General features: G+C 66.8%; 15 protein-coding genes. 3 read left to right on the top strand and 12 right to left on the bottom strand.

The genetic code is table 11. The features are described from left to right. Window positions 1-3: 3 nt before the first annotated feature. Window positions 4-921: an alkaline phosphatase D family protein gene (locus tag ACGLHS_RS08220; protein ID WP_394478644.1), complete on the bottom strand. Its 918-nt coding sequence runs from the start codon at window positions 919-921 to the stop codon at window positions 4-6. A gap of 107 nt (window positions 922-1,028) precedes the next feature. After that, window positions 1,029-1,925, bottom strand: coding sequence for a LysR family transcriptional regulator (locus ACGLHS_RS08215; protein ID WP_394478642.1), 897 nt, complete (start codon window positions 1,923-1,925; stop codon window positions 1,029-1,031). A gap of 170 nt (window positions 1,926-2,095) precedes the next feature. On the opposite strand from ACGLHS_RS08215, the gene ACGLHS_RS08210 reads away from it, so the two are divergent. Then, complete coding sequence (locus ACGLHS_RS08210; RefSeq protein WP_394478640.1) at window positions 2,096-3,103, top strand: Bug family tripartite tricarboxylate transporter substrate binding protein; 1,008 nt, start codon at window positions 2,096-2,098, stop codon at window positions 3,101-3,103. 1 nt (window position 3,104) lies between these two features. After that, the gene (locus ACGLHS_RS08205) at window positions 3,105-4,421 is read left to right on the top strand and encodes an FAD-dependent oxidoreductase (protein WP_394478638.1); all 1,317 of its coding nucleotides are present in this window, start codon (window positions 3,105-3,107) and stop codon (window positions 4,419-4,421) included. Between the two features lie 19 nt (window positions 4,422-4,440). Here ACGLHS_RS08205 and ACGLHS_RS08200 read toward each other — a convergent pair whose 3' ends face one another. Then, window positions 4,441-4,842, bottom strand: coding sequence for a phage holin family protein (locus tag ACGLHS_RS08200; RefSeq protein ID WP_394478636.1), 402 nt, complete (start codon window positions 4,840-4,842; stop codon window positions 4,441-4,443). Beyond that, a complete protein-coding gene (locus tag ACGLHS_RS08195; protein ID WP_394478633.1) occupies window positions 4,839-5,237 on the bottom strand; it encodes a VOC family protein in 399 nt (132 codons plus the stop codon). The genes ACGLHS_RS08200 and ACGLHS_RS08195 overlap by 4 nt, the downstream gene beginning before the upstream one ends. 153 nt (window positions 5,238-5,390) lie before the next feature. On the opposite strand from ACGLHS_RS08195, the gene ACGLHS_RS08190 reads away from it, so the two are divergent. Next, entirely contained in the window at window positions 5,391-6,815 is a 1,425-nt protein-coding gene (locus tag ACGLHS_RS08190) for a HAMP domain-containing sensor histidine kinase (protein ID WP_256327226.1), read from the top strand. Window positions 6,816-6,973: 158 nt separating this feature from the next. Here the strand turns inward: ACGLHS_RS08190 and ACGLHS_RS08185 are convergent, their stop codons facing one another. The 8 genes from ACGLHS_RS08185 to ACGLHS_RS08150 all read right to left on the bottom strand — a co-directional run bounded on the left by ACGLHS_RS08185 (window position 6,974) and on the right by ACGLHS_RS08150 (window position 15,162). Further along, window positions 6,974-7,573 carry a response regulator transcription factor gene (locus ACGLHS_RS08185; protein WP_093238343.1) on the bottom strand — a complete coding sequence of 200 codons (600 nt, stop codon included), beginning with the start codon at window positions 7,571-7,573 and terminating at the stop codon, window positions 6,974-6,976. A 76-nt stretch (window positions 7,574-7,649) separates the two neighbouring features. Further along, entirely contained in the window at window positions 7,650-8,981 is a 1,332-nt protein-coding gene (locus tag ACGLHS_RS08180; RefSeq protein ID WP_394478630.1) for a tryptophan--tRNA ligase, read from the bottom strand. Between the two features lie 21 nt (window positions 8,982-9,002). Further along, window positions 9,003-9,674: a site-2 protease family protein gene (locus ACGLHS_RS08175; protein WP_093238346.1), complete on the bottom strand. Its 672-nt coding sequence runs from the start codon at window positions 9,672-9,674 to the stop codon at window positions 9,003-9,005. A 44-nt stretch (window positions 9,675-9,718) separates the two neighbouring features. Continuing rightward, window positions 9,719-10,354, bottom strand: coding sequence for an L-threonylcarbamoyladenylate synthase (locus tag ACGLHS_RS08170; RefSeq protein WP_093238347.1), 636 nt, complete (start codon window positions 10,352-10,354; stop codon window positions 9,719-9,721). 15 nt (window positions 10,355-10,369) lie between these two features. After that, a complete protein-coding gene (locus tag ACGLHS_RS08165) occupies window positions 10,370-11,347 on the bottom strand; it encodes a DMT family transporter (RefSeq protein WP_093238349.1) in 978 nt (325 codons plus the stop codon). After that, complete coding sequence (locus tag ACGLHS_RS08160) at window positions 11,344-12,201, bottom strand: 3',5'-nucleoside bisphosphate phosphatase (RefSeq protein ID WP_394478614.1); 858 nt, start codon at window positions 12,199-12,201, stop codon at window positions 11,344-11,346. Before ACGLHS_RS08160 ends, ACGLHS_RS08165 begins: the two co-directional genes overlap by 4 nt. Window positions 12,202-12,422: 221 nt before the next feature. Next, the gene (locus ACGLHS_RS08155; protein WP_093238352.1) at window positions 12,423-13,472 is read right to left on the bottom strand and encodes a transporter; all 1,050 of its coding nucleotides are present in this window, start codon (window positions 13,470-13,472) and stop codon (window positions 12,423-12,425) included. Window positions 13,473-13,527: 55 nt separating this feature from the next. Continuing rightward, complete coding sequence (locus tag ACGLHS_RS08150; protein WP_394478613.1) at window positions 13,528-15,162, bottom strand: inorganic phosphate transporter; 1,635 nt, start codon at window positions 15,160-15,162, stop codon at window positions 13,528-13,530. Window positions 15,163-15,311: the final 149 nt, after the last annotated feature.

Here is a 15,311-nt window from a genome sequence, read left to right as displayed (position 1 = left end):
TGGCTACTTCACTTCCTGGTACGAGAAGGTGGCGTTGTCGATCACGTTGTGCGTCTCCAGGCCGTGCTTGTCGAAGAGCTTGATGTCGGTGCTGGCGGGCGTGTAGTCGAGGATGCCGAAGTTCTCGCGGTCGCCCACGTACTTGTACTTGGTGACGAAGGCGCCCGAGGAAATGATCTCGAAGATGTTGGTCTCGCCGGGCGGCGGCAGGAAGGCGTTCTCGTGGATGTCGCCCGACAGGAAGATGACGTTGCGCTTGTAGATCAGCTGGCGAAAGCGCGCATAGTCGTCGCGGTAGCGCATCCAGCCGTTGCCGGTCGCGCGGATCGGCGTGCCGGCGCAGATCACGACGAAGCCCTGCTCGTCCTTCAGCTGCGCTTCAAGAAACTTGAACTGGTCTTCGCCGAGCAGCGTGTGGTCGTCGCCGGGCAGGTCGCGGTACCAGCGCGTGTCGAGAAAAATCGCCTTGCCGATGCGCTGCTGCTGGTGAATCAAGGGGATCGCGTAATAGATGCCCTCGGTCGGCGGGTCGATCCGCATGAACTGCGAAAAGAGTTCGCGCGACACGGCCTTGACCGCGGGGTCGACCTGCGTGCCGCAGGCGTTGTTCCATGCGAAGTCGTGGTCGTCCCAGGTGCCGTAGACGCCGCCGCCGTTGTCCTGGCGTTGGCGCATGCCGTCGAACAGCAGCCTGAAATTGGGCACGTTCCACTGCGCCGTGTACTTGGCGGCCATCGCTTCCCGGAACTGCGGCGCCTTCCATCCGGCGGGCTCTTCCAGATGAGGAAAGAAATCCATGTAGATCTGGTCGCCCAGCAGGAACAGGTAGTCGGGCTGCTCGGCCGCGATGCGGTTCCAGACGCGCTGGTAGCCGCCGGGGCCGGCCTCGAAGTTCATGCAGGAGGCGAAGGCGATTTTCATGGGGATCCCTCTCACCGGTGTCGTGCCCGGGTGAGCCGGATCATAGGGAGCCGTTGCCTTCTGTCCCTCAGCGGAATATGGGATGGCGCACCGGGCGCGCGCCGTGCTCAGGCGTGCCGCTTGAGCTGGCGAAGCGCCGCCTGCGCATGCACGATGAAGCGGCTCGACAGCAGCGAGGCCGCGAAGTTCTGGTTGGTCACCGCGAACACGTCGTACAGCGGGGCCTTGGCGATCGGCCGGTGGCTCAGCCGGTCGGTCATGCAGCCGCGCGCCGTGAGGTCGTCGACGATGGCAACGCCTGCGCCAGCCGCTGCCAGCGCGCAGGCGGCCTGGCCGGCACGCACGTCGATCTGCGCATCGGGCTTGCGGCCGTTGCTGGCGCACCAGTCGGCAATGATGCGGCCCTGCGGCGTGTCGGGGCTGAAGGAAATCATCCGCTCCTTCAGGATGTCGATCGGCCTGAGCGTGCGCTTCGCCTCGAGCGCGTGCCCCTTGGGGAAAACGCCGGCCAGCGTCCATTTGCCGATGGGGCGCGAATCGAGCAGCGGGTCGTCGATGGCCAGGGTCGAGATGGCGACGTCGACCTCGTGCGCCGCGAGCCGCTTGACCATGTCCTTCGCCAGCGCGACCTCCATGTAGATGCTGGCGGACGGAAACTCGCGGCCGAGCGCCATGAGCGCGTTGGGCACCATCTCCAGCCCGGTGCCGGGGCTGCACAGCACGCGCAGCGTCAGCATCTTGCCGTTCTTCAGTGCCTGCGTGCATTCGTCGATGCGCGCCACGCCGCGATAGACCTGTTCGACCTCGGCGAACAGCGCCTGGGCCTCGGGCGTGGCCAGCAGCTTGCCCTTGCGGCGCTCGAAGAGCGGCAGCCCGAGTTGCAGCTCGATGTGCGAGAGCATGCGGCTGATGCCGGGTTGCGACACGTGCAGCAGGCGCGCGGCGTCGGTGACCGAGCCGGCCACCATGACGGCGCGGAAGACTTCGATCTGTCTGAGGTTCATGACTTTCTCCGTCGTCTGGAGCCAAGGGGATAACGCGATGTTATGGGCACACGACAAGTTGGTATTTGTCGGCCGTCGGGTGCCTTCCTAGGATCGGCGCATTCGCTGAACACAAAGCAAGCACAAAGGCAGACAAGCACATGGTCCAACGTCCCCCCGCGGCAGGCGGCATGAATGACGCATCCGGCATCACCCGCAGAAACGTGTTGTCGGCACTGGCCCTGGCCGCCGGCGGCACGCTGGCAGGCGGGTTGCCGCGCCAGGCACGGGCCGCCGAGGCGTGGCCCACGAAGCCGCTGCGCATCATCGTGCCCTTTGCGCCGGGTGGCGGCGCCGACGGCTCGGCGCGCGTGCTGGCCGAGGTGCTGGCGCCGCAGCTGGGGCAGGCGGTGGTGGTGGAAAACAAGCCGGGCGCGGGCAGCGCGATCGGCGTGGCGGCGGCGGCGCAAAGCCGCGACGGCCACACGCTGCTGATGGGTAGCAACAGCATGGTGATCAACCCGGTGCTGAACCCCAAGCTGAGCTATGACGTGGCGCGCGATTTCGACGCGATCGGCATGGTGTCGCGCCAGCCGCTGGTGCTGGTGGTGCCCGCGGACTCGAAGGCCATGAGCGTCGGCGACCTGATCGCGCAGGCCAGGGCGCAGCCCGGCAGGCTCAGCGCGGGCAACAGCGGCACGGGCACGCTGGCGCACCTGACGGCCGAGCTGTTCTCGCTGGAGACCGGCACTTCGCTGGTCAGCGTGCCGTACAAGGGCGAGAGCGCGCTGATGCCCGACCTGATCTCGGGGTTGGTGTCGATGGGCTTCCTGAACCTGCCGAGCGTGATCATTCATATCCGTTCGGGGCGCCTGCGGGCGCTGGCCGTATCTTCGCCGCAGCCGGTGCCAGAGCTGGCCAACGTGCCGACCTTCCGCAGCCTCAAGCTGCAGAGCCTGGAGGTCGAGGGCTGGGCCACGCTGGTCGCGCCGAAAGGCACGATCCCGAACGAAGGGCTGGCAAGGCTCGAGAAGCTGCTGGCCGGCGCGCTGCAATCCGACGTGGTGAAGAAGCGCTTCGACGCGCTGAGCCTCGAAACCTTCACGAGCGGGCGCGAGGCCACGGCCGAGTACCTGAAGGCCGAAGGCAACCGATGGAGCCAGGTCGTCAAGACCCGCGGCATCCGGCTGGAGAGCTGACATGAGCACCAACACAGGCATGGGCAGCCACGTCATCGAAGCCGACGTGGTGGTGTGCGGCGGCGGTGTCGCGGGCACCATGGCCGCGGTCGCTGCGGCCCGGCAGGGCGCTTCGGTCGTGCTGGTGGAGCGCTACGGGTTCCTCGGCGGCAATGCCACTGCAGGGGCCGTGGCGCAGTTCAACAGTTGGCAGACCGGCAATGGCCGCCGCGTGGTGGCGGGCCTGGCCGACGAGGTTGTTGCCAGGTTGCGGCTGTATGGCGCGGCGCGCTCGCACGAGCGCTTCGTGATGTCCACCGGGCACCACATGGACCGCGTGGAATACGCACCCGAGGTGCTCAAGCTGGCGCTCGACGACATGGTGGCCGAGGCCGGCGTGCGGCCATTGCTGCATGCGAACCTGCTGGACGTGGAATGCGAAGGCCGCCACATCGTCGGCATGCGCGTGCTCACCAAGGGCGGTGTGCTGCGCCTGCGTGCCAGCGTGCTCGTCGATGCCTCGGGCGACATGGACGCGCTGAAGCAGGCCGGCGCCCGCTTCCTGGAACTCGGCGACAACGAATCGCTGCAGCCGGCCACGATGATGTTCCGCTTCGGGCCCATCGATTTCGATCGCTTCGGCGCGCTCACGAAAGCCGAGCTGGCCGAACTGGCCGCGCGAGGCTATGCGCAGGGCCAGCTGGCGCGCGCCGCGTTGCATTCGAGCCGCGACCCGTACTCGACCGATGGCTGGTTCAACATCAGCCGCCTGGGCATCGACGCCACCGACCCGATGGCGCTGGGCGCCGCCGAGATCGAAGGACGCCGGCAAGCCTGGAAGGCGGCGTGGTTCCTGACCCATTCCGTGCCCGGCTGCGAAGACGGCCGGCTGCGCGCCTTTGCCACCCAGGTGGGCGTGCGCGAGACCCGCAGGGTCGAGGGCGACCACGTGCTGACGGCCGAGGAGCTGTTGAAGCCGGTGCAGTTTCCCGATGCGATCGCGGCGGGCGCGTACCCCATCGACATCCACCCGGCCTCGGGCGGTTCGCTGCACTACGTGCCGATGGGGCCCGACCATGCCTACCAGATCCCGTACCGCAGCCTGATCCCGAGCACGCTCGACAACGCGCTGGTGGTCGGCCGGGGCATCTCGGCCAGCCACGAGGCGCTGGCGGCGATCCGCGTGATGACGATCTCGATGGCGGTCGGGCATGCGGCCGGGATCGCGGCGGCCATGGCCGCCAGGGCCGCGGACGCCGGCATGGCCGCGCAGGTCCGGGCGGTGCCCGTGCCGGCGCTGCGCGAGGCGCTGTTGCGCGGCGGCGCGGTGCTCGGCTAGGCCCGCAGAAAACCTAAGGTCAGAGCCAGTTGCCGCTTTGCGGCATCTGCACCTTCTCGGCCGGGTCGTTGCTCGTGACGAACGAGCCGATGGCGATGCTCAGCAGCGAGATGAAGATGCTCGCGAACAGGGCCGTCCAGAAGCCGGACACCCGGAACCCCTTCACCAGCGCCGCCACCAGCAGGATCATCAGCGCGTTGATGACCAGCAGGAAGAGCCCGAAGGTCACCAGCGTCAGCGGCAGCGTCAGGAAGATCAGCAGCGGCTTGACGACGGCATTGACCAGGCCCAGCAGCAGGGCCGACACCACCAGCGCGCCGGTGCTGTCGAACTTGAGCCCGCGAAACAGGTGGCTGGCCACCCAGAGCGAGACGGCGGTGATGGCCCAGTGAATGAGGAAGGGGGTCAGGTTGTTCATCATGGTGTTGGTGGTGTGTGGCAGCAGACGCAGAGTTTGTTTCCGTCCGGATCGCGGAAATAGGCGCCATAGTAGTCGGGGTGATAGTGCGGCCGCAGCCCCGGCGGGCCTTCGCACACACCGCCGCCGGCCAGCGCGGTGGCATGGGTGCGGTCGACGGTTGCGCGGTCGGCGGCCATCAGCGCCACCATCTGGCCGTTACCGGTCGTGGCAATCTGCCCGTCGTACGGGGTACCCACCAGAAACAGCGGACGCGGCGCATCGGGGCTCTGCCAGCCGGCCCAGGGCCGGGTGTCGTCGCGAAACCTCAGCTTGAGGCCGAGCTCGTTCATGATCGACGCATAGAAGGAAAAGGCGCGTTCGAAGTCGGTCACGCCGACGAAAACATGGGACAGCATGCGGTGATTCTTCCTGAATGCTTTTCGCAGTGGCGGGGGTACTTTTGAATCGTTACCCAGTGAAACAATAACCCACGGCCCGTTAAGATCGCCGACTCTTCGCGCCCCTGGGTCCCATGGGGCTTTCTCTTTGTGGCCGGATAAACAAGGGTCATGCGCCATATGGCCAATGCGTCGATCGCCAGTCTGACACCCGCCCCGGCTTCGGCCGACGAGGCCGAATCATGGGTGCGCGGCGAACTCATCCGCAGCCTGATGCGCTCCGCGCGCGGCTCCTACTTCGTCTCGTTCGCGCTGATGCCGGCGATGGTCGGCCTCAACTGGGGCTACGTGCCCCGGTGGGAGCTGATCACCTGGCTGGTGGCGGGCATCATCGCCACCGCCTGCCGCGCGTGGGGTGCACGGGTCTATGCCGTGCGCTACGCCGGCCGCAGCGCCACGGCGCAGCAGCAGTTCACCGAGCGCTATGGCTTCATCTGGAGCACCAGCGCGGTGGTGTGGGGCTTCTCGATCCTGCTGTTCTTCGAGCGCACGCCGCAGGTCAACCAGTTCATGAGCTGGCTCATCGTGGCGGGTGTCGGTACCTTCCCGCTCAACGGGCTGGCACTGCATCCGCCGCTGCTCAAGCGCTACGTCAACACGCTGTTCATCACGATGCTGGGCGCGGTGGTGGTCCGGCTGTCGTTCATCATCGTGCAGCATCCGCAGTTCCAGTACAGCTACCTGATGCCGGTCCTGCCGATCCTTCACTGGTTCCTGCTGCTGCGGGCGGGGCGGCACATTCACGAGACGGCGCGCAACAGCCTGGAGCTGCTGTTCCACAACCACATCCTGATCAAGTCGCTCACCCAGCAGCGGCAGGCCGCGGTGTCGGCCGTGGCCATGAAGAACCGCTTCCTGGCCAGCGCCGCGCACGACATGCGCCAGCCGGTGCTGGCACTTTCGTTGTATGCCGACTGGCTGCGCAACGAGCCTGAACTGGTGCTGGAGCTCGCGCCGAAGATCGTGCGCGCCACGCACGCGGTGAACGCGCTGTTCGACTCCATGTTCGACCTGGCGCGCATCGACTCGGGCCAGGTGCGGCTGCACATCGAGCGCGTCGACGTGTCCGAGCTGCTGCACGACCTCGAACTGCAATACCGCCCGGTGGCCGAAAGCCGCGGGCTGGACTTTCGCGTGCACCTGACCGAAGGCTCGTTCCTGACCGACCCGATCCGCGTGCGCCGCATGATCGGCAACCTGCTGGCGAACGCGATCAAGTACACGACCGAAGGCGGCGTGCTGCTCGCCGCGCGGCAGACGCGCGAAGGCATGCGCGTCGAGGTGTGGGACACCGGCATCGGCATCGCGCCTGAACACCTGCGCGATGTGTTCCTGGAGTTCTACAAGGTCGCCGACCATGCCGGCACCTCGGACGGCTTCGGCCTGGGCCTGGCCATCGTGGCGCGGCTGTCGCACGTGCTGGGGCATCCGGTGAGCGTGCGTTCGCGGCTGGGCGGTGGCAGCGTGTTCCGCGTCGCCTTGCACGATGCGGACGAGGCCGTGGCGCAGGCGCGTGTGAGTGCGTCGGGCGGTTGAACGCGCAATAAAAAACCGCGCACAAGGCGCGGTTCTCGACAAGGCACCAGCCTCACTCCAGAAACACCGAGGAACCGGCTTTGCCGGGCCTCAGGTGTTGCCCCCGTCAGGGGGTTGGCGAAGCGACGCGAAGTGCGTGCAGCCTGGGGGCGAGCCAGTCAGCCCGACAGCAGCCCGTTGGTACGCGCGAAGTGCAGCGCCTGCGTGCGGCTCTTCACACCCAGCCGGCGGAACAGGCGCCACAGGTGCACCTTCACCGTGTGTTCGCTGATCTCCAGGTCGGTGGCGATGTCGCGGTTGCTCATGCCCTTGTCGAGCATGGCGATCAACTGGGTCTGGCGCTTGGACAGCTTGCCGCTGTTGGCGGCCGGCGGCTCGTCGGTTTCTTCGGAGCCGGCCATTAGCAGGCCGCGCAGTGCAGCCGCCAGTTCGTTCGAGCTGGCCGACTTCTCGATGTAGGTGTCGGCGCCGGCTTCGATGCAGGCGTCTTCCATGTCCGCGGCCGGTGCCGCCGAATACACGGCGATCGGCACGTTGGGATAGACCTGCTTGACCGCGATGACGCCCGAGACGCCATTGGTGTCCGGGAGCTTCAGGTCCAGGCAGAAAAGGGTGGGAGCGCCACGCTGCTGGACAGAGCCCGCGAGCTTGTCGAGGCGCTCGAGTTCGACGATGTTCTCGGCTGGGCGCAGGCGCCGCAAGACCATCACGATCGCGTCGCGCATCAGGGGGTGGTCGTCGATGACATAAATGCTCATGTTTTCTTCCTTTGTGATCGCACCGTCTTCTCTCTTCCTGCTCACCGGCGGATAGGCCGGTGGGTCTCATGCCGGATCAACTTCCTTGGGTTGTGGACGTTGCCTCCGCCAGTGCCTCCAGCGCCTCGGTGACGGCGCGTGATCCTTCCATGTCGAGCGGCTCGAGCTGCGCGGCCAGGGTGGCCAATGCAGCGCCGCGCTGTTCCTGCAAAGTCGCGATGGTACGGCCAGCTTCTTGCGGCGAGGTGAAACCACGGCTTTGCAAGAGGGTCTCGCCGCGCGCGTCGAGCAGCTTGAAGTAGAAGAGGCCGTCGGCGCGCTCGCGGTATTGCTTGAAGCTGGGCTTTGCGACCTTGGCCGCCTTGGCGCCGCCCTGGTTCTTGCCCGCCGCGAGGTTGCGCAGGCCGACCGCGTGGCGAAGGCGGGTCATGAAGGGCTTGGAGAGGTCGCGTGCCTTCTCTGCGCCGATGAGCAGGATGCGCTCGATCTCGGCCGGGTTGTTCATGAGCGCGTCGTAGCGCGCGCGCAGCGGTGCCACTTCGAGGTCGATGCGCTCGAACAGCAGTTGCTTGGCGTCGCCCCAGCCGATGCCATCGGCATAGGCCTTGCGCAGCATCTCGGTCTCGTCGGCATCGGCAAAGGCCTGGTAGATCTGGAAGAGCGCGGAGCCCTCGGTGTCCTTGGGCTCGCCGGGCGCGCGCGAGTCGGTCACGATGCTGGCGATCTGCTTTTGCAGGTACGCGCGCGCTGCGAACAGCGGGATCGTGTTGTTGTAGCTCTTGCTCATCTTGCGGCCATCGAGGCCGGGCAGGGTGGCAACGGCATCGTCGATCTCGGCGTCGGGCAGCGTGAAGTGCTCGCCGTACTGGTGGTTGAAGCGCTGCGCCATGTCGCGCGCCATCTCGATGTGCTGCACCTGGTCGCGGCCCACCGGCACCTTGTGGGCGTTGAACATCAGGATGTCGGCACCCATCAGCACCGGGTACATGAAGAGGCCGGCCGTGACGTCGGTGTCGGGGTCTTCGCCCTTGGCGATGTTCTTGTCGAGCTGCGCCTTGTAGGCGTGGGCACGGTTGAGCACGCCCTTGCCGGTGACGCAGGTCAGGAACCACGTCAGCTCGGGAATCTCGGGAATGTCCGACTGGCGATAGAAGGTGACGCGCTCGGGGTCGAGCCCGCAGGCCAGCCAGCTCGCGGCGATCTCGAGCGTGGAGCGCTGGATCTTTTCGGGCTCCTGCACCTTGATGAGCGCGTGGTAGTCGGCCAGGAAGAAGAAGCTCTCGACACCGGGCGCGACGCTTTGCCGCACCGAGTGGCGGATCGAGCCGACGTAGTTGCCGAGGTGCGGCGTGCCCGAGGGCGTGATGCCGGTCAGGACGCGCAGGGGAGCTGAAGAAGACGAAGCCATGTGACGTACGTACGGAGAAACTTAGAGCAGCAATGCCTTGAGCGGCGTAATGATCAGGTTGATGACGGTGTAGCCGACGTCCATCAGCGGCCGCAGCCAGTAGTTGCTGACGATGCCCGCGAGCACCAGCGCCATCACGATGAAGAAGCCATAGGGCTCGATGCGCGCAAGGAAATTCTGCGCCGGCCCGTTGGGCAGCAGGCCCGCCAGCACGCGCCCACCGTCGAGCGGCGGCAGCGGGAACAGGTTGAAGGCCCACATCACGAGGTTGACCAGCACGCCGCCCTGCGCCATCTTGATGAAAAAGGTTTCATTGATGCCGACCGCGACCAAGGTCACCAGCACCAGTGCCCACAAGATGGCCTGGATGAAGTTGGAGACCGGCCCCGCCAGCGCCACCCACACCATGTCGCGCTTCGGATGGCGCAGCCGCCCGAAGTTGACCGGCACCGGCTTGGCATAGCCGAACAGGAAGGCACCCGATGTCGCGAAGTACAGCATCAGCGGCATCAGGATGGTCCCGATGGGGTCGATGTGCTTCATCGGGTTGAGGGTGACGCGTCCCATCACCTCGGCCGTGTTGTCGCCGAAATGGCGCGCCACATAGCCGTGGGCCGCTTCGTGCACGGTGATCGCGAAGATCACGGGCAGTGCGTAGATGAGAACGGTCTGTATCAGATTGGAAATATCCACCGGGCGATTGTGTCAGACAGGCAATAGTTATCAGGCGCAACTTTTCAGAGGCCGAGCACGGCCAGCGCGCCGCGTCCCTGCCGCACCACCACGGGGTCGTCGCCCGTGCCCATGGGCGTCAGGTCGACCACGGTGGTCGGCTGCGACGGGCAGGCACCGGCGTCGATGACGGCGCCGATCTGCTTCTCGAAGCGTTCGCGGATGGTCTGCGCGTCGTTCAGCGCTTCGGTTTCGCCGGGCGCGATCAGGGTGGTGGCGAGCAGCGGCGCGCCGTGCAGCGCGAGCAGCTCCAGCAGCACCTTGTGATCGGGCACGCGCAGGCCGATGGTCTTGCGTTGCGGATGGCTCACGCGGCGCGGCACTTCCTTGGTGGCTTCGAGCAGGAAGGTGTACGGGCCGGGCGTGGCGGCCTTCAGCAGGCGGTACTGCTTGTTGTCGACGCGCGCGTAGTTGGCCAGCTCGCTCAGGTCGCGGCACAACAGCGTGAGGTGGTGCTTCTCGTCGACCTGGCGGATGCGGCGCAACTGGTCGACCGCGTCCTTGTCGTCGAGGTGGCAGGCCAGCGCGTAGCTGGAGTCGGTGGGCACGGCGACGATCTCGCCGCGCTCCAGCAGCGCAACGGCCTGCTTCAGCAGCCGCTGCTGCGGGTTCTCTGGGTGGACTTCGAAGTACTGGGCCATAAAGCTATCTCCTGATCAGGATTCCGCGGGTTCGATGGGCACCCGCCGCTCGCGCACCGTGAGCCATGCACCGGCCGCGCCGCAGACCGCGATCATCGCCATGCCGAGCAGCGAAAAGCGATCGGGCACGTGGGAAAAAATGAGCCACCCGCCCAGCATCGCAAAGGCGATCTGCGCATACAGGTAAGGCGTGAGCGTGGACGCAGGCGCGCGCTGGTACGCAAGGATCAGCATGAAGTGTCCCACCGTGCCCATGAAGCCCATGAGGCACAGCAGCGCCCACCACTCCCACGAGGGCAGGGCGGTCCATACGAAGGGCAGCGCGCACGAGGCAATCAGCGTGCCGACCCAGCCCGTATAGAAATGCATCGTGAGCGGGTTCTCGGTCTGCGCCAGCTTGCTGGTGAGCACCTGGAACCAGGCGTTGGTCATCACCAGCCCGAGCGGCAGCAGCACGGCCCAGCTGAACGCACTGCCGCCCGGCCGAAGAATCACCAGCGTGCCGATGAAGCCGCCCGCCACCAGCGACCAGCGCAGCGGCGACACATGCTCCTTGAGCGTGGTCGCCGCCAGCAGCGTGATGACCAGCGGCGCGATCAGCACGATCGAGGTGAACTCGGCCAGCGGCATGTAGCGCAGGCTCAAGAACGAAAAGATGCTCGACGACAGCAGCAGCGCGCCGCGCAGCACCTGGTAGCGCGGATGCCGGGTGCGCAGCAGCGAGGGGCCGTGCAGCGGCAGCAGCACCATCGTGGTGGCAACCGCCTGGAAGGCATAGCGGAACCACACACCCATGAGGATGGGCACGCCGAGCGTCGAGTACTTGGTGGCGGTGTCGAGCGTGGCAAAGCAGGCCACCGCCACGATCACCAGGCCGATGCCCGCGAGGATGCGTTCCGATTCCTTGCTGCGGCTTTGCTGCTGCGCCGCGCGTGCATTCGCCAGCGCAACGGTCGCCGCGTTGTCGATGCCGGGCCCGGGGCTCTGGCTCACTGCTGGATGCGGTGGCCGAGCAGTTCCCACACCGGCGTGAGTGCGCCGGGCAACGGTGGCAGCTTGCCGAGATCGCAGTGGCTCTCGTCGGGGCTGTGGAAATCGCTGCCGCGCGAGGCGGCGAAATCGAACTCGAGCGCCTTGTCGGCGTATTCGACGTACTCGGCCGGCGTGTGGCTGCCCGTGACGACCTCGATCGCCTGGCCACCATGCGCCTTGAATTCGAGGAACAGCGCGTACTCCTCGTTGGCCGTGAACTTGTAGCGGCCGGGGTGTGCGATCACGGCCATGCCCTGGGCGGCGGTGATCCAGTGCACCGCGTCTTTCAGCGAGGCCCAGCGATGCGGCACGTAGCCGGGCTTGCCTTCGGTGAGGAATTTGCGAAACACCTCGGGGGTGTCCCGGCAGTGGCCTTGCTCGACCAGGAAGCGCGCGAAGTGCGTGCGCGAGATCAGTTCGGGGTTGCCGACGAAGCGCAGCGCGCCTTCGTAAGCGCCGTGGATGCCGACCTTGGCCAGCCCCTCGGACATCTCTTGCGCGCGCTTGCCGCGGCCGCCACGCGTGTCGTAGAGGCCCTGTGTCATGGCCGCGTCGTCGGGGTCGAAGCCCAGGCCGACGATGTGCACGGTCTCGCCCGCGAAGGTCACCGAGATCTCGGTGCCGGTGAGGTAGCGCATGCCGTTGGCGCGCGCCGCGGCGGCTGCGCGGTGCTGGCCGCCGACCTCGTCGTGGTCGGTGAGGGCCCACAGTTCGACCCCGTTGGCGGCCGCGCGTGCGGCCAGTTCTTCGGGCGTCAGTGTGCCGTCGGAGACCACGGAGTGGCAGTGAAGATCGGCATTGAGAATGGAGGACACCCCGCCATTCTATGGGGTCTCGAATATCGATGCGGGCGCATGGATGCTGCGCGAGACGCTACTAAATAAATAGCATTAATGGCCCGCTTCATGCGGCGTCACAAGGTGCGAAGAAACCGTCGCGAGCGCCCCGAGCTTGCATCGAGGACCGGAGCCGTACTTTGTACGGTGAGGACCGCAGGTGCGAGATCGGGGTGCGCAGCAGGTTTATTCGCGCCTTGTCAGCGTTTCTTGCGAAAGGCGGCCCACGCCGCCACCGCGGTGAAGGTCGCGACGATCGCCACCACGATCCAGAAGCCGTGCTTGTGGTCCGCCAGCGGAATGCCGCCCACGTTCATGCCGAACAGGCCGGCCAGGATGTTGATGGGCAGCGCCAGCACCGTGACCACCGTCAGCACGAACAGGCTGCGGTTGTTGTCCTCGTTGACGTTGGCCGCTATTTCTTCCTGCAGCAGCTTGATGCGCTCCTGCAGCGCCTGCATGTCGCGCAGCACCACCGAGAACTCTTCCGTCGAACCGCGCAGCTCCTGCACGTCGGGCTCGGCCATCCACGCGGGCGGGCCCTGCAGCAGGCGGAAGAGGGCGGCCGGCTCGGGCGCCAGCAGCCGCTGCAGCCGCACCAGCAACCGGCGCAGCACGCCCAGCCGCGCGCGCTTGTGGTCGAGACGGCCGGCCAGCAGCTCGTCTTCGATGCGGTCGATGCGCGAGGTCACGCCGCGCACGATCTTCACCAGCACATCGGCCTGCGCGCGCAGCAGGTGTTCGAGCAGCTCGGTGCTGGAGCGCGGCGCGTCGCCCGCCTTCACCGCCGTGCGCAGCGCATCGACCGAGCGCAGCGGCTTGGTGCGCGCCGTGACCACGAGGCGCGGGCCCACGCTGATCCACAGGGTGGAGATGTCCGAAGGCTCGAAGCTGAACTCGAAGTGCACGTCGTTGATGACGGCGATCAGCGAATCGTCGGCGCGCTCGATGCGCGTGGAGGGCAGGCCTTCGTGCAGCGTCTCGTAGAAGGTGTCCGACAGGTTCGCATGCCGCACCAGCCAGCGCTCCGCATGCGCATGGCTCAGGTTGAAGTGCAGCCAGACGTAGGCCGGGTTCTCGCCCTCGTCGTCGCCACTGCTGCTGCGCCGCTCGGCCAGCCATGCCGCGGCCTGCGCCGAGTCGATGGCCCGCGCGGGTTCCGGCGCCGAAGCGTCGAACAGGTAACCGGAAATCAGCCCGGCTTCGTCGCCGCCATAAGACTGGGCCGCGAGGTCATGAAATGCCGACAAGGTGCGTGATCAGAAAACAGGTCAGGGAAAACGGGGCAAAAGCAGCAGCGGCAGGTCAGAACAGGCGGGTGAACAGCCAGTAGAGCGAACCCGACAGCAGCATCGCCACCGGCAGCGTGAGCACCCAGGCCAGCGCGAGGTTGCGCAGCGTGGACATCTGCAGGCCCGAGCCGCTGGCCGTCATCGTGCCGGCCACGCCGGACGACAGCACGTGCGTGGTCGACACCGGCAGGCCGTACATGTCGGCCGCGCCGATGGTGAGCATGGCCACCACTTCGGCCGATGCGCCCTGCGCGTAGCTCAGGTGCGTCTTGCCGATCTTCTCGCCCACCGTGACCACGATGCGCTTCCAGCCGATCATCGTGCCCAGGCCCAGCGCGATGGCGACCGCGATCTTGACCCACAGCGGGATGAAGCGCGTTGCCGTGTCCAGCTCTTCGCGGAAGGCGCCGACGCGCAACCTGGTTTCGTCATCGAACTTTGCGGCGCCGCTCTTGTCGAGGTGGCGAATGGCTTCGGAGGCCAGGTACATGTCGTTGCGCACGTTGGCCACCGATTCGGCCGGCACGGCAGCCAGCGAGCCGTGTTCCTTCACCTGTTGGCCGATGCTGCCGGCGGTGATCGCCAGGGCCGGCACCACCGATGGATTGAACTCGCGGGTGCGTACGTAGTTGGAGAGCGTTTCGCGCGCGGCCGCGGGCTGCAGCGCGGGCAGCGAGGTCGGCACGTTGCGGTTCAGCGCGTTCTGTGCCATCTCGGCCACGGCCACGAACTTCACGCTTTCGTTGGCGGGCATCGTGCGGTTCAGCGCATAGGCCATCGGCACCGTGCCCACCAGGATCAGCATGATCAGGCCCATGCCCTTCTGTCCGTCGTTGGAGCCGTGCGCGAACGACACGCCGGTGCAGGTCAGGATCAGCAGGCCGCGAATCCACCACGGCGGCGGCTCGGTGCCCTTGGGCTCTTCATACAGTGCGCGGTTCTTCACGAAGGCGCGCAGCGCCAGCAGCAGCAGGGCGGCGCAACCGAAGCCGACCAGCGGCGACAGCAGCAGCGAATAACCCACCTTGGTGGCCTGTGCCCAGTCGACGCCGCTGGTGCCGTCGCGCCCGTGCATCAGCGCGTTGGCCACGCCCACGCCGATGATCGAGCCGATCAGCGTGTGCGACGAAGAGGCCGGCAGCCCGAGCCACCACGTGCCCAGGTTCCAGATGATGGCGGCGATCAGGAGCGCGAACACCATCGCGAAGCCCGCGCCCGAGCCCACCTGCAGGATCAGTTCGACCGGCAGCAGCGCGATGATGCCGAAGGCCACCGCGCCGCTGGACACCAGCACGCCCAGGAAGTTGAAGAAGCCCGACCACACCACCGCGAAATTGGGCGGCAGCGAGTGGGTATAGATGACGGTCGCCACGGCGTTGGCCGTGTCATGGAAGCCGTTGACGAACTCGAAGCCCAGCGCGATCAGCAGCGCCACGCCCAGAAGAATGTAGGGAACCCAGGTCGTGACCGGCGCACCCGAGGCGGTGACGTCGCCCACGAGGCTCCAGGCCGTGAACAGAAGGCCCGCGGCCAGCAGGCCCACGAAGGTGATCAGCGTGATCGGGCCGGGCTTGGCGTCGAGCTTGGGCCGGTGCGCGGCGGCGGGCGCCGGCGGTATCTCGGCGTGGGGAGCGGCGAGCGTGTTCATGGGCGCTTTGTTCGTGTTGGAGTGGCTGCAGATGGTGTTCGCGGCATATGACAAAGCTGTGTCGGCGGCCCGAAACCGTGTGTAAAGCGTCACGCGGCAGACATATGCGGCGGGCAGCATGCCCTTTCCTGCCCCATCCATCTCCTTCC

It is taken from the genome of Variovorax sp. VaC1, assembly GCF_043658315.1.
GTDB lineage: Bacteria > Pseudomonadota > Gammaproteobacteria > Burkholderiales > Burkholderiaceae_C > Variovorax.
Note: the sequence above shows the minus strand (reverse complement) of the source record. Positions and strands in the feature narration are given on the sequence as shown.